We start from the raw sequence: 14,130 nt of genomic DNA, 5'->3' as shown, positions 1-14,130 counted from the left end.
GCTTTTGGTTTTCATTTTCTCTTTTATTCACGCAGGCGCAAAAAGGTTATTCATCTAAAAACAGACTAAAAGAACGGGCTTTTTATTGCTTATGGTGATAACGCCGGATTTTCAGGCTTTGCCTGCAGATTTGTATAAAAATATCCCTTAAGTCATGACACTCTTTCTTTCATATGATGATGCTACATTACAGGTGTGACGTATTATTTAATTCGATCTACTATCCATAAAACTGCGAAGACGCCTGTCCCGTGTCTTTCGCGAACGACCGTAAGGATCTGCCTGATGGAGATGTATCTTAAAAGAATGAAAGACGAATGGGTCGCGTTGGTTGAACAAACGGATCCGCATATTCGTAAACTGGCTTCTGAGATTGCGATTCACCACGCGCACACCCTGAGCATCGAGTTTTATCGTATTGTGCTTGCCGACCCACATGCTGAAGAATTTTTAAGTAATGAACAGGTGGAGCGGCAGCTAAAACACGCGCTGGAAAAGTGGATTGTCGATGTGCTCTCCTGCACTAGCGGTGACGTTGATGAGTTAATCAAAGTGCAGCATACGGTCGCTGAAGTTCATGCCCGAATCGGGATTCCCGTCGAACTGGTGGAAATGGGTTTTCGGGTTCTGAAAAAATTGCTCTACCCGATCATCATAGACAGTCACCATGAGGCGACTGAGAAACTCCTGATCTACCATTTTTCTATTAACAGCATCGATCTGGCGATGGAAGTCATGTCCCGGGCCTTCTCTTTTAGCGAAAGCAGCGCGGCAAAAGAAGATGAAAACTATCGTATTTTTTCCCTGCTGGAAAATGCCGAAGAAGAAAAAGAGCGCCAGATTGCCTCACTGCTCGCCTGGGAAATGGATATTATCTATAAAATTATGCTCGACGCCGACTTTGGCAACAGTCTGCCGTTAAGTCAGGCGGATTTTGGGCTGTGGTTTAACCATAAAGGGCGTCACTATTTTAGCGGCATCGCTGAAGTGGGCCATATTTCCCGACTGATCCAGGATTTTGACGGCCTGTTTCATCAAACCCGGGGAACCGCAAAAGCGCTGAACAATAAAGCCTCGCGGGTAAAGTTCCTTCTGCAAATCCGCAATACCGTTTCGCAAATCATCACTCTGCTTCGCGAACTGTTTGAAGAAGTTTCGCGCCATGAAGTGGGAATGGATGTATTGACGAAGCTACTCAATCGCCGGTTTCTGCCCACCATTTTTAAACGCGAAATCGCCCACGCCAACCGTGCCGGAACGCCGCTTTCCATTCTGATTATTGATGTGGATAAATTTAAAGAGATTAATGACACCTGGGGACACAATACCGGTGACGAGATCCTGCGGCGCGTTTCCCAGGCCTTTTACGACAACGTGCGCAGCAGCGACTATGTTTTTCGCTACGGCGGCGATGAATTTATTATTGTGCTGACCGAAGCCACCCAGACCGATACCCTGCGCATCGCGGAGCGTATTCGCAGCCGCGTTGAGAAAACCAAAATTAAGTCTCCCGATGGTGAAGCGATCCCGCTTTCGCTTTCCATTGGCGCGGCGATGTTTAACGGCCACCCCGATTATGAACGCTTAATTCAGATTGCTGACGAGGCGTTATACATTGCGAAAAGGCACGGCAGAAACCGTGTTGAACTCTGGAAACCAGGCGCCTGAGTGTTTTCCGGACGCAGAGGTAACACATGAAGCTAACCGACGTTAAAAGCACCGGAGACAGCATTTTCATTCCCGCGCTTGAGCAAAGCATGATGGGCGCCGTGCTGATCAACGACAACGACGAAGTGTTGTTTTTTAATCCGGCGGCGGAAAAGCTGTGGGGATACAGCCGTGATGAAGTGCTCGGGAAAGGCATTTCGATGCTTATTCCCCGGGATTTGCGCGCGGTGCATCCGGACTATATTCGCCATAACCGCGAAGGCGGGCAGCCGCGCGTCGTCGGTATGAGCCGGGAACTGCTGCTGGAACGCAAAGACGGCAGCAAAGTGTGGACCCGCTTTGCGCTGTCGAAAATTAGCGTGGAGGGCCGGATCTTTTATCTGGCGTTTGCCCGTGACGCCAGCGTCGAAATGGAACAAAAGGAGCAAACGCGTCTGCTGCTGTTAGCCGTCGACCACCTTGATCGTCCCGTTATCGTTCTTGACCATGAGCGGCGCATCGTCCAGTGCAATCGCGCCTTCAGCGAAATGTTCGGATACAGCATTCAGGAGGCGTCAGGCCAGTTGCCGGACAGCCTGCTCCACATTCCCGAAACGCCGTCAGATAATCGTCTGCGGCTGCAACAGTTGCTCTGGAAAACCACCCGCGACCAGGACGAGTTCCTGGTCATTACCCGTTCCGGCGAGGAAATCTGGATCAAAGCCTCCATCAGCCCGGTATATGGCAAAGAAACCGATCTGCCCAATCTGGTGATGACCTTCTCTGACGTCACGGAAGAACGGCAAATTCGCCAACTGGAAGGCAATATTCTTGCGGCAATGTGCGCCAGCCCGCCGTTCCAGGAAATGGGAGAAATCATCTGCCGCAATATTGAAGCCGTTCTCAGAGACACCCACGTCTCGCTGTATGCGCTAAAAGATGGCGCCCGGCATTTCTGGGCCTCATCTTCTGGAAAAGCGGCGCGCAAAAACCTCGACGTCTGGTCGCTGACGATCCGCCAGCGCGACGGCTCTCCCGCCGGTACGCTGTTAATTAAAACCGTTAAAGGAAAAGAGACCAGCGCCTTCATCCAGCGGGTTGCCGATATCAGCCAGCATCTGGCCGCGCTGGCGCTTGAGCAGGAAAAAAGCCGACAGCAGATTGAGCATTTGCTGCAGTTTGACCCGTTCACCGGTCTGCCTAACCGTAACCATCTGCATGCTTATCTCGATGAAACCACCCGCGAAGAGCCTCTGCGCTCGCCGGTGGTTTTTCTGATAGGCGTGGATCATTTCCAGGACGTGATAGACAGCCTGGGCTACGCCGTGGCCGACCAGGTGCTATTGCAGATTATCAATAAGATCCGTGAACGGCTAAGACCCGACCAGTACCTCAGCCGAATTGAAGGCACCCAGTTTGTGCTGGTCAGCCATGACAGTGAAATGAGCAACATTACTCACTTCGCCGACGAGCTTATTAGCATTGGTAATGAAGCGACGCTGTTTGACGATAAGCCCTTCCCGTTGACGTTTAGTATTGGCATCAGCTATGAAGCGGGTAAAAACCGTGATTACCTGCTGTCGACGGCGCACAATGCGATGGACTTTATCCGCAAGGCAGGCGGTAACGGCTGGCAATTCTTTGACCCGGAGATGAACCGCGCGGTTAGAGAACGCCTGCGGATGGGCGCAGCGTTAAAAAGCGCCATTGCCAACAACCATCTGCGTCTGGTCTATCAGCCGCAGATTTTCGCCGAAACCGGTGAGCTTTACGGTTTCGAGGCGCTGGCCCGCTGGAGCGACCCGAAGCACGGCAATGTTACTCCAGGCCTCTTTATTCCGCTGGCGGAAGAAATTGGGGAAATCGAAAACATCGGACGCTGGGTGGTTCGGGAAGCCTGCCGTCAGTTGGCCGAATGGCGCGCGCAGTCGCTGACCATTCCCACCTTATCGGTTAACCTCTCGGCCCTGCATTTTCGCAGCAATCAATTGCCCAACCAGGTGTCGGAAGCGATGCTGGAATTCGCCATACCGGGCGAACAGCTGACGGTGGAAATCACGGAAAGCATGATGATGGAGCAGGATGAAGAGATCCTCAAACGCATCACGGTGCTACGTGATATGGGCGTTGGGCTGTCGGTCGATGATTTTGGCACCGGCTTTTCCGGTCTGTCGCGGTTGGTCAGTCTGCCCGTGACCGAGCTGAAAATTGATAAATCGTTTGTTGACCGCTGCCTGACGGAAACACGGATCCAGTCGCTGCTGGAAGCCATTACCCGTATCGGACAAAGCTTAAATCTGGTGGTGATCGCAGAAGGGGTGGAAACCAAAGAACAGTTTGAATTTTTACGCTCGGTCAAATGCCCAGTGATTCAGGGATATTACTTCTCGCGTCCGGTTGCGGCAGAGGAGATCCCAGGGTGGATGAACAGTACGCTTCCCGTCAGCCTCTGATGCGACCCGGCGGCACGTTTTCCGCCGGGCCTGAAGCACTGCCACAGATTTAAGGCAGCGTAAAAGAAGAGACCTGCTTCGCCAGTTGATCCGCCTCGGCTTTCAGGATTTGAGTACGCGCGGCGGCATCGTCAATCAGCGACGCGTTTTGCTGCACGGTTCCGTCCATTTCGGTCACCGCCAGCGTCACCTCCGCCACGCCCTTACGCTGTTCTTCCCCGGCCACGCGAATTTCGCCCATCAACTGACGAACCTGACGGACGTGCCCCACCAGCTCCTGTAGCCGATCTCCCGCGTGATGGATTTGCTGGCTGCTGCTGTCAACATGTGAAACCGACTCGTCTATCAGGGCTTTGATCTCCTGAGCCGCCGTTGCGCTACGCTGTGCCAGCGTGCGAACTTCCGAGGCAACGACGGCGAAGCCCCGTCCCGCATCCCCGGCTCTCGCCGCTTCTACCGCCGCATTGAGCGCCAGAATATTGGTCTGGAAAGCGATACTGTCGATTACCGACACAATTTCTACCATCCGTCCGGACGACGCGCTGACGTTATCCATAGTGGAAATCACCTCGTGCATCACATCGCCACAGCGGTTGGCGGTCTGCGCGGTATTTTCCGAAAGCTCATCCGCCAGTGCGGTATTGGCGGCATTCTGCTGTACCGTGGCGTTAAGCTGTTCCATTGCGGCAGCGCTCTCTTCCAGCGCCGCCGCCTGTTGCGTGACGCGGGTGGACAGTTCGGTGTTGCTGTCAGCGAGGCTTGTGGCCGTACTGGCGACCACTTCGCTGCTTCCGCGTACCGTGACCAGGATTGCGGCGATTTTATCGACAAAGAGATTAAAGGCTTCAGCGATAGCGGAAATCTCGTCTTTACCTTTTACCGCCAGACGACGCGTAAGATCGCCTTCCCCTTGCGCAATATCATCCAGCGCTTTGCGGGTATCATCCAGACGGGCAATTAACCGGCGCACCAGCAGCCACGCGCCCAACAGCAGCAACGCCATCAGCGGGATCAATACCACCAGAACGTCACGCATCATTTCCTTTGCCAGCCCGACAATACGTGCTTCTGGCGTAACCAGTCCGACCACCCAGCCGGTATCCGCCATTGGAAACAGCATGACCCGCGAAGCGGCGTTAAGAATGCCGTCGTGCTCCAGCGCGACGGACGCAGTGCTGGTCTTCGCTACGCTGAGCGCCCGTAACTGGCTGGCGACAGGCGCGAGCCATGGCGAGGCGTTGACCAGCTCACTGACGGTTTTAAATTGTTGCTGCTCGATCGGTGGGAAATAGAGGATCTGCCCCTGCTTATCCACCACAAAGGCGTAACCACCGGTGTGACCGCCCTCTTTCTGCATAAAGCGGGCGACGTTATCAAGGCGTATATCCGTGGTGGCAACCCCGGCAAACTGACCCGACAGCAGATAAGGCACACTGCAGGTCACCATGTTAATTCCGGAAATGGCGTCCTGATAAACGTCAGACCACAGGCAGTTTTCCGCAGACCGTCCTTTCGCCTGTTGATACCAGCTTTCGTTATGGTAACCATTACCGGTAGCAGCGTTATATTCATCCGAATACACCAGCTTATTATCGGTATTACGCGCCCAGAAAAAACTGCGTCGTTCCAGGCCAGGCGTAAAAGCGTTCGGCTCCGGCCAGATACCGCCTCCGGTAATAATGCTGTCGCTGTCGATGCCCAGTAACTGCGGAGCAACGGTGCGATACAGTGTTTCATCATTGGGCAAGACCTCTGCCAGACGCGCCAGGCTGACAGTTTCCCCCTCTACCCGTGACAGGACGGTACTGAGCTGGCGCGTCAGGCCATGTCCTGTCTCCTCTATTAGCGCAGAGTTAATCTCCACAACGCGAGGCTGACCTCGCCAGAGCATAATCACCACAATCACCAGCGTCGTAACAATCAGCAGCACGATCCCGCCGAGCGTCAGGCGCGTGGAAATACGTGACGGATACCAGTCCATACAAACTTCCTTATCATTCAGGCTAATTTGTATTCAGTATCGGCACGCCGGAGAAGAGCTTTATTATTTATTTCCGTGATGAAGATGATTGACATGTGACGTTGTCACAAATAACAAAACCCAGCACTCTGGCTGGGTTTAAATAACGACTCAGATTTATTTGCTTAATTCTTTTTTGATTTCGTCTTTGATTTTTGTTAATTCGCTCTGAGGATGTTTTTTGCATATTTCGACAGCAAGCGGCACCGCCGTGGTAACGGTTTCGTCAAAGGTCACGTAATCCCCGCCTTTAAAATCTTCATCTTCGTTCAATACCCAGAAAGCTACGGGCGCCATGGTTTGCGGGTTCAGGTCAACAAACTCCTGGCAGCTCATCCCCCTGGGGGTTACGTCTGTTTTTGTGTTACTGGTCGCCGCATTGACGCTGAGACTGGTTAACAGCGCTGCCGCTAAAATACCTGCAGTCGCGAAGGAAAATGTGTTCATTATTCTTACTCCATTTATGAGATCAATAATCTCTACATGCGCGCTTAAACCGTTAATGTAGAACGAAAGAAATAATACCCTTCACGAACATGAAATAAATATGCGCTCTGATGTTATGGCTATTTTTTATATTTTTGGATGCTAATCCTGCTGTTTGCAAAGAGGCGGCTCTCCGTGAACTACCCCGCCGGGCAACCGGGACTAACCTGACGCTTATCCATATGCCTTCTTCAACGTGTCTAACAATGCCTGGGCGGCGGTAGAGAGCTTATGATGGGCCGATCGCAGCACACCCACTCTGCGTTCAATCACCGGACCGTCCAGTTCCAGGCACACCGCGCCAAGCTCGGTCATCTGCGTACGGCAGAGCGCGGGCACCGCGCTACCGCCGAGGCCGTTTGCCACCAGACGCCCCACGGTAACCAGTTGATGACTTTCCAGCGCCACCTCCAGCGGGCGGCCGCTTTGCGCCAGTTGTTCTTCCAGCATCAGACGCACAGCCGAAGGACGCTGGAGAGCGATAAAATCCAGGCTCAACAGCTCGCGCCAGGAAAGCCGTTCCCGCGTCGCGAGGCGGGAATCCGGCGGGACTATCGCCACAAAGCGGTCCAGACCGAGCGGGGTAAAGTGCAGATGCCCGGAATAATCCGGCTCGAAGGCAATCCCCATTTCCACCCGCCCTTCACTTACCATTTCAATCACCTGTTCATTGATCACATCATGAACGGTAACGTTGATCCCGGCGTAGCGGTCACGAAAGGCTTTCAGCACCGGCGGCAGGACGTTCGCCGCAAAGGACGGCATCGCCGCTACCGACACTTTTCCCCGCTGGAGTGTAAAGCGCTGGCGCATGGCTTCTTCAGTGTTATCCCAGTCGGCAATAAGCTGACGCGCCATCGTCAGCAACGTTTCCCCCTCCTGGGTCAGCGTGACTCTCCGCGTGGTTCGCAACAGTAATGGCCCCCCCAGCGATTCCTCCAGGCCTTTGATCGTCAAACTTAGCGCGGGCTGGGATATATTCAGCCGTTCGCTGGCGTGGGCGAAATTCAGAGTGTGAGCTACCGCTAAAAATGCGCGTAACTGTTTGATGCTCATTCTCATTTTGCGCCCCATTAACTGTTTGAATACATTTAATTAACATCAAATTGATAAAAAAACCAAATGAGTGAGTCACAAATTTAAAATTAACAAATCATTTTCCGCCCCTAATGATGTCGGCAAGGACAACTGGAGGGGCAATGATATGTCTGGACTGGATAAACGCGTCGCTACGTATCAAGAGGCGCTGGACGGGATCACCGACAACATGACGCTGCTGGCGGGCGGCTTTGGACTCTGTGGTATACCGGAAAACCTGATTGCCGAGGTTCGCCGTCGCGAAGTTCAGGGACTGACAGTGGTGTCAAACAATTGCGGCGTCGATGGCTTCGGTCTGGGCGTACTGCTGGAAACACGCCAGGTACGCAAAGTGGTGGCCTCTTATGTCGGTGAAAACGCCCTCTTTGAACAACAGGTACTGAGCGGCGAACTGGAAGCGACGCTGACGCCCCAGGGCACGCTTGCGGAACAGTTACGCGCAGGCGGCGCGGGGATCCCTGCTTTCTTCACCGCCACCGGTTACGGTACGCCAGTGGCCGAGGGTAAAGAAGTGCGGGAGTTCAACGGTCGCCCGTACATTATGGAACGCGCGATTACCGGTGATTTCGCGCTGGTTAAAGGCTGGAAGGCCGACTGGTACGGTAACGTTATCTATCGCCATACCGCGCAAAATTTCAATCCGCTAATGGCTGCCGCCGGACGCATCACGGTGGTTGAAGTCGAAAAAATCGTCCCCCCTGGCGAACTTGATCCTGCCGCGATTCATACCCCTGGCATCTTCGTCGATCGCCTGATTCAGGGCCATTTCGAAAAACGCATTGAGCAACGCACATTACGCCGCTAAGGAGACAGAACATGTTAACCCGCGAACAAATGGCTATGCGCGTCGCCCGGGAACTGCGCGACGGCTATTACGTCAACCTGGGGATTGGCATCCCCACCCTTGTCGCCAACTACATCCCCGAGGGCATGGACGTGATGCTGCAATCGGAAAATGGACTGCTCGGAATGGGGGCGTTCCCGACGGAGGACGAACTGGATGCCGATATGATCAACGCCGGAAAACAGACCGACACCGCACGCAAGGGCGCGGCGATTTTCGACTCAGCGCAGTCGTTCGCCATGATCCGCGGCGGACACGTTGACCTGACCGTGCTGGGCGCGTTTGAAGTTGACGTTAACGGCAACATCGCCTCATGGATGATCCCCGGCAAGATGGTGAAAGGGATGGGCGGCGCGATGGATCTGGTCGCGGGGGCGGAAAACATCATCGTGGTCATGACCCACGCGTCTAAAAGCGGCGAATCCAAGCTGCTTCCGGACTGCACATTGCCGCTCACCGGCGTCAGTTGTATCAAACGTGTCCTCACCGACCTGGCGCTGCTGGACATTGCCGATGGCCGCTTCATCCTGCGCGAACGTGCGCCAGGCGTGAGCGTCGAGGAGATCGTCGCGAAAACCGCCGGCAAGCTGGTTGTGGCGGAAAACGTGCCTGAAATGCAGTTCACCTGAGGAGATGACCATGCAGGATGTTGTTATCGTTGCGGCCACCCGCACACCCATAGGCAGCTTTCACGGCGCTTTAGCCCCGCTTCCGGCGGTAGAACTCGGCGCGTGCGTCATTCGCGCATTGCTGGAGAAAACCGCCCTGCCAGCCGATGCGATCGACGAAGTCATTTTCGGGCAGGTACTGACCGCAGGCTGTGGACAAAACCCGGCGCGGCAAACGGCCCTCCGCGCCGGACTGCCGGTCACGACGCCGGCGGTGACGCTGAATCTGATTTGTGGATCGGGATTAAAAGCGGTGCTGCAAGCGGCTCAGGCCATTCGCTGCGGTGATGCGGAGATTGTTATTGCAGGCGGACAGGAAAGTATGAGCAACGCCCCCTACCTGCTGGACGGCGCACGGACCGGTCTGCGCCTCGGCCACGCCAGCATGAAGGACAGCGTGGTACATGACGGCCTTTGGGACGCGTTTAATGACTACCACATGGGCATCACTGCCGAGAATCTGGCAGAGAGGTTTGTCATTAGCCGTGAGCAACAGGATGCGTTTGCCCTTCGCTCACAGCGAAAAGCGACGCTGGCGCTCGAGGCTGGTTACTTTAGCGCCGAAATCACACCGCTAAACGTTCCGCAGGGTAAGAAACCGCCGCGACGGGTTGAGCGAGACGAACAGCCGCGTGCGGACACACAGGCTGAGAAACTGGCCCAATTAAAACCGGCCTTTCGTCCGGGAGACGGGACGGTTACCGCCGGGAACGCCTCGTCGATTAACGATGGCGCCGCCGCCGTGATGCTGATGAGCGCCAGCCGCGCCGCGGCGCTGAATTTACCGGCGCTGGCGCGCATTGCTGGCTACGCCGTTTCTGGCGTCGATCCGGCGGTCATGGGGATCGGTCCTGTTGAGGCCTCGCAGCAATGCCTGCAACGCGCGGGCTGGACGCTGGCGCAAGTCGATCTGATCGAAGCGAACGAGGCCTTTGCCGCACAGGCGCTGGCGGTCGGTCAGGCACTCGACTGGGACGAAAGCAAAGTTAACGTTAACGGCGGCGCTATCGCGCTCGGTCATCCGATTGGCGCGTCCGGCTGCCGCATTCTGGTCACACTGCTGCACGAGATGGCGCGACGCAACGTCGGCAAAGGACTCGCAACCTTGTGCGTCGGCGGTGGTCAGGGTGTGGCGCTGGCGGTGGAACGCACCCGGGGGGATCGCCATGCAAACTAACCGTTTCGCTGTCCTGGGCGCAGGACTGATGGGCGTAGGTATCGCCTGCCATTTTGCCCGTTCCGGGCATGAGATTTGGCTGTACGACACCGACAGAGCACGTACTGCGGAAATAACGTCCGTTGCTGGCGAGATCCTGGAGGAATTGATCGCGGCCGGGCAGTTTTCCGCGGCAGATAAAGCCACTGTCCTGTCCCGGCTGCAGGGGACCACATCGCTTGCCGATATTGCCGCTTCATCGCTGCTGATCGAAGCCATTCCCGAGCGCCTTGAACTTAAGCACGCGCTGTATGCGCAGCTGGAGCAGGTTATCGATCCGCAGGCCATCATCGCCAGCAACACCAGCGGGTTGCCGCCGGACGCGCTGGCGGAAAAGCTTCGCCATCCACAGCGCTTATTGATCGCCCACTTCTGGCATCCGCCGCATTTTATCCCGCTGGTTGAGATTGTACCGGGCAGCGCAACTGCGCCACGGTATATGCAGGAGGTTCAGGCGCTGCTGAGCGGTATGCAACTGGAAGCCGTGATCCTCGATCGCGCCGCGCCGGGCTTTGTCGGCAACCGTCTGCAGTTTGCGCTGTTGCGCGAAGCGCTGCATATCGTCAAAAGCGGCATCGCCAGCCCGGACGTGGTGGATCGGGTGATGCGCGCCTCATTGGGTCGACGTTATGGCATGGTCGGCCCGCTGGAAGCGGCGGACATGACCGGACTCAACACCGTTCAGGATATCTGCCGCCATCTGCTGCCGGAACTGGCCAGCGGCAGCGACATGATGTCGCTGGTCGCGGACATCGTCGCCAACGGTGACACCGGGATGCGCAGCGGCCAGGGGTTTTACCGTTGGGACGAGACGCGAAAAGACAGTATCCGCGAACGCAGACGGCATCAGCTGCGTTTTGCCCTGAAACCGTAACTTCTCTTTCTGTACCCCACTATAACAACGATACCGAGGAGTCATGATGAGTGTGTTAATTGCCCTGGCCGCGTTGGGTCTGCTGATGCTGGCAGCCTACCGCGGTTACAGCGTTATCCTGTTTGCGCCTATCGCGGCATTAGGGGCGGTCTTACTGACTGAGCCTACCGCTGTCGGCCCGGCCTTTACGGGCCTGTTTATGGAAAAGATGGTTGGCTTTGTAAAGCTGTATTTCCCCGTTTTCTTACTGGGGGCGGTGTTTGGCAAGCTGATTGAACTGTCCGGTTTTTCGCGTTCAATCGTTGCCGCGGCGATCAATCTGCTTGGACGGCGTCATGCGATCCCGGTGATCGTGCTGGTCTGCGCCCTGCTGACCTACGGCGGCGTGTCGCTGTTTGTGGTGGCTTTCGCCGTGTATCCTTTTGCCGCCGAACTGTTTCGCCAGAGCCAGATACCCAAGCGACTGATCCCCGCGACGGTGGCGCTGGGCGCATTCTCTTTCACCATGGACGCGCTGCCGGGAACGCCGCAGATCCAGAACATCATTCCGACCAGCTTTTTTGGCACCAATGCCTGGGCCGCGCCGTGGCTTGGGTTGATCGGTTCGCTGTTTATCATTTTTGTCGGGCTTTTGTACCTTGAGCGCCAGCGGCGAAAAGCGCTAGCCAGGAATGAAGGTTATGGTACCGAGCTGCAAAACGAACCGGAAACACCGGACAATATCAATTTGCCCAATCCCTTCGTCGCCATTTCACCGCTGATCCTGGTGGGCGTGCTCAATCTGCTGTTTACCCGCTGGATCCCGGTCTGGTACGGCAGCACTCACCAGCTTGACCTGCCCGGACTGGCTACGCCGGTGACGACCGAAATCAGCAAGATAACCGCCATCTGGGCCGTTGAGGCGGCGCTGGTCTCAGGGATCCTGATGGTGGTGATTTTCGGCTATCGCAATATACAGGGGCGTCTGGCGGAAGGCAGCCGAACCGCAGTAGGCGGCGCGATCCTGGCGGCCATGAACACCGCGTCCGAATACGGCTTTGGCGCGGTGATCGCCGCCCTTCCCGGTTTTCTGGTGCTGTCTAACGCGCTGGCGGCTATCCCCGATCCGCTGTTGAATGAGGCAATCAGCATCACCACCCTCGCCGGGATCACCGGTTCCGCTTCCGGCGGGATGAGTATTGCGCTGGCGGCGATGTCAGATACCTTTATTGCGGCGGCAAACGCCGCCAACATTCCGCTGGAAGTGCTTCACCGCGTGGCGTCAATGGCCAGCGGCGGAATGGACACCCTGCCGCACAATGGCGCGGTCATTACCCTGCTCGCCATTACCGGGCTGAGCCACCGTCAGGCCTACGGCGGAATATTCGCCATTACGATCATCAAAAGCCTGGCGGTACTGTTTGTGATTGGTGTGTTCTATACCACCGGAATTGTCTGAGGAGAATGCGATGACTTTGAACGGAAAAACGGCGCTGATTACCGGCTCCACCAGCGGCATCGGGTTGGGCATTGCGCAGAGCCTGGCAAAAGCCGGCGCGCGGATTATCCTGAACGGCTTTGGTGACGTTGAGGCCGCCAAAGACGCCATTGACGCCTGTGGCGTCAGGGCGGGCTACCACGGCGCAGATCTCAGCGATGCCGGACAAATTGAAGAGATGATGCGCTACGCCGAACGGGAATTCGGCGGCGTGGATATCCTGATTAACAACGCCGGGATCCAGCACGTCTCGCCGATTGAACATTTTCCCGTCGAGAAGTGGAATGCGATTCTCGCCATTAACCTCTCCTCGGTTTTTCACACCACGCGTCTGGCGTTACCCTCTATGCGCGCCCGAAACTGGGGCCGCATCATCAATATCGCCTCGGTGCATGGGCTGGTGGCATCAAAAGACAAAGCGGCCTACGTCGCGGCCAAGCACGGCGTGGTGGGGTTCACGAAGACCACCGCTCTGGAAACCGCGCAGACCGGCATAACCTGTAACGCGCTCTGTCCAGGATGGGTGCTGACTCCGCTGGTACAACAGCAGATCGACAAACGCATCGCGGAAGGCGCAGACCCCAGTGACGCGCGGGAAGCGTTATTAGCGGAAAAACAACCTTCGCGGGCGTTTGTCACACCCGAGCAATTAGGGGAACTGGCTCTGTTTTTGTGTTCCGAAGGCGCGGCCCAGGTTCGCGGCGCGGCGTGGAATATGGATGGAGGGTGGGTGGCGCAGTAATGCGGTTTTGGCGTCGCCCGGAGACGTTTTGTTTACCGGGTGACGCCCCATCACCCGGTATCAGGGCTTGTCAGGCTTTCAGCTGATAATCGAGGGTGATTTCCGCTTTCAGCACCTGAGATACCGGGCATCCCGCTTTGGCTTTCTGGATAATGCCGTCAAAGGTTTCCGCATCAATCCCTGGCACGCGCACTTCACTGTGCAACGCGATTTTGGTAATTGCAAACCCGTTATCCACTTTGTCCAGTGACACATCGGCGGTAGTATCAATCGCCTCCGGCGTAAAGCCCGCTTCACCCAGCATCAACGAAAGCGCCATAGAAAAGCACGCCGCATGCGCCGCGCCAATCAGCTCCTCCGGATTCGTGCCCTTTTCGCCTTCAAAACGGGTATTGAAGCCATAAGGCTGTTGATTCAGGACACCGCTTTCGGTAGAAACAGTGCCTTTTCCACGTTTAATGTCGCCTTCCCAGTGTGCCTGACCTTTTTTATGGATTGTCATTGCTGCTCTCCTGTTGGCTCAAAAATGCAAGTATAGACCATGGCTGGCAGGTCTGATGGACTATTCAATAAAATTCAGAATACGATTAAAATGAAAAATAACG

Annotated in this window: 12 protein-coding genes; 8 read left to right on the top strand and 4 right to left on the bottom strand. The window is 55.7% G+C overall.

What is annotated here, in order from left to right; translation table 11 throughout:
* The first annotated feature begins 285 nt into the window (after positions 1 to 285).
* Positions 286 to 1,668: a diguanylate cyclase gene (locus OGY07_RS20290; RefSeq protein WP_042283011.1), complete on the top strand. Its 1,383-nt coding sequence runs from the start codon at positions 286 to 288 to the stop codon at positions 1,666 to 1,668.
* 26 nt (positions 1,669 to 1,694) lie between these two features.
* Entirely contained in the window at positions 1,695 to 4,100 is a 2,406-nt protein-coding gene (dosP, locus tag OGY07_RS20285; RefSeq protein WP_286602785.1) for an oxygen-sensing cyclic-di-GMP phosphodiesterase DosP, read from the top strand.
* A gap of 49 nt (positions 4,101 to 4,149) precedes the next feature.
* Here the strand turns inward: dosP and OGY07_RS20280 are convergent, their stop codons facing one another.
* The 3 genes from OGY07_RS20280 to OGY07_RS20270 all read right to left on the bottom strand — a co-directional run bounded on the left by OGY07_RS20280 (position 4,150) and on the right by OGY07_RS20270 (position 7,668).
* On the bottom strand, positions 4,150 to 6,081 hold the full coding sequence (locus tag OGY07_RS20280; RefSeq protein WP_286602783.1) for a methyl-accepting chemotaxis protein: 1,932 nt from the start codon (positions 6,079 to 6,081) through the stop codon (positions 4,150 to 4,152).
* Positions 6,082 to 6,237: 156 nt separating this feature from the next.
* Positions 6,238 to 6,567 (bottom strand): acid-activated periplasmic chaperone HdeB, encoded by a 330-nt coding sequence (hdeB, locus tag OGY07_RS20275; RefSeq protein WP_042283018.1) that lies wholly within the window; start codon positions 6,565 to 6,567, stop codon positions 6,238 to 6,240.
* 213 nt (positions 6,568 to 6,780) lie between these two features.
* A complete protein-coding gene (locus OGY07_RS20270; protein WP_269535855.1) occupies positions 6,781 to 7,668 on the bottom strand; it encodes a LysR family transcriptional regulator in 888 nt (295 codons plus the stop codon).
* A gap of 142 nt (positions 7,669 to 7,810) precedes the next feature.
* Between OGY07_RS20270 and OGY07_RS20265 the strand changes: the two genes are divergently transcribed.
* From OGY07_RS20265 to OGY07_RS20240, 6 genes are read left to right on the top strand one after another with little or no spacing between them, the layout of a single operon-like run.
* Positions 7,811 to 8,509: a CoA transferase subunit A gene (locus tag OGY07_RS20265; RefSeq protein WP_286602780.1), complete on the top strand. Its 699-nt coding sequence runs from the start codon at positions 7,811 to 7,813 to the stop codon at positions 8,507 to 8,509.
* Between the two features lie 11 nt (positions 8,510 to 8,520).
* The gene (locus OGY07_RS20260; RefSeq protein WP_286602778.1) at positions 8,521 to 9,177 is read left to right on the top strand and encodes a CoA transferase subunit B; all 657 of its coding nucleotides are present in this window, start codon (positions 8,521 to 8,523) and stop codon (positions 9,175 to 9,177) included.
* 10 nt (positions 9,178 to 9,187) lie between these two features.
* The gene (locus OGY07_RS20255; RefSeq protein WP_286602776.1) at positions 9,188 to 10,393 is read left to right on the top strand and encodes an acetyl-CoA C-acetyltransferase; all 1,206 of its coding nucleotides are present in this window, start codon (positions 9,188 to 9,190) and stop codon (positions 10,391 to 10,393) included.
* Positions 10,383 to 11,306 carry a 3-hydroxyacyl-CoA dehydrogenase family protein gene (locus OGY07_RS20250; RefSeq protein WP_042283028.1) on the top strand — a complete coding sequence of 308 codons (924 nt, stop codon included), beginning with the start codon at positions 10,383 to 10,385 and terminating at the stop codon, positions 11,304 to 11,306. Before OGY07_RS20255 ends, OGY07_RS20250 begins: the two co-directional genes overlap by 11 nt.
* A gap of 43 nt (positions 11,307 to 11,349) precedes the next feature.
* Entirely contained in the window at positions 11,350 to 12,744 is a 1,395-nt protein-coding gene (locus OGY07_RS20245) for a GntP family permease (RefSeq protein WP_286602773.1), read from the top strand.
* Between the two features lie 10 nt (positions 12,745 to 12,754).
* Complete coding sequence (locus OGY07_RS20240; protein ID WP_286602771.1) at positions 12,755 to 13,525, top strand: 3-hydroxybutyrate dehydrogenase; 771 nt, start codon at positions 12,755 to 12,757, stop codon at positions 13,523 to 13,525.
* 70 nt (positions 13,526 to 13,595) lie between these two features.
* Here OGY07_RS20240 and osmC read toward each other — a convergent pair whose 3' ends face one another.
* Positions 13,596 to 14,027 carry a peroxiredoxin OsmC gene (osmC, locus tag OGY07_RS20235; protein WP_060569779.1) on the bottom strand — a complete coding sequence of 144 codons (432 nt, stop codon included), beginning with the start codon at positions 14,025 to 14,027 and terminating at the stop codon, positions 13,596 to 13,598.
* Positions 14,028 to 14,130 lie beyond the last annotated feature (103 nt).

Origin of the sequence: Citrobacter sp. Cs237 (assembly GCF_030332325.1) — a bacterium.
GTDB classification, from domain to species: Bacteria; Pseudomonadota; Gammaproteobacteria; order Enterobacterales; family Enterobacteriaceae; genus Citrobacter_A; species Citrobacter_A sedlakii.
Note: the sequence above shows the minus strand (reverse complement) of the source record. Positions and strands in the feature narration are given on the sequence as shown.